Origin of the sequence: Corynebacterium sp. HMSC074C01 (assembly GCF_001814605.1) — a bacterium.
Classification (GTDB): Bacteria; Actinomycetota; Actinomycetes; order Mycobacteriales; family Mycobacteriaceae; genus Corynebacterium.
Genome location: NZ_KV817295.1, coordinates 1 through 393, shown reverse-complemented (window position 1 = coordinate 393; position 393 = coordinate 1). Strand labels below are relative to the sequence as shown.

Below are 393 nucleotides of genomic sequence, written 5' to 3'. Positions count from 1 at the left end.
TGTGGAGTCGTTGTTGAAATACCACTCTGATCGGATTGGATGTCTAACCTTGGCCCATGATCTGGGTTGGGGACAGTGCCTGGTGGGTAGTTTAACTGGGGCGGTTGCCTCCCAAAATGTAACGGAGGCGCCCAAAGGTTCCCTCAGCCTGGTTGGCAATCAGGTGGTGAGTGTAAGTGCACAAGGGAGCTTGACTGTGAGACAGACATGTCGAACAGGGACGAAAGTCGGGACTAGTGATCCGGCACCTACTTGTGGATGTGGTGTCGCTCAACGGATAAAAGGTACCCCGGGGATAACAGGCTGATCTTCCCCAAGAGTCCATATCGACGGGATGGTTTGGCACCTCGATGTCGGCTCGTCGCATCCTGGGGCTGGAGTAGGTCCCAAGGG

General features: G+C 55.2%; 1 rRNA gene. It reads left to right on the top strand.

Going from position 1 to position 393, the window contains the following annotated elements:
• A 23S ribosomal RNA gene (locus HMPREF2978_RS09070) occupies positions 1 to 393 on the top strand; the annotation flags it as partial.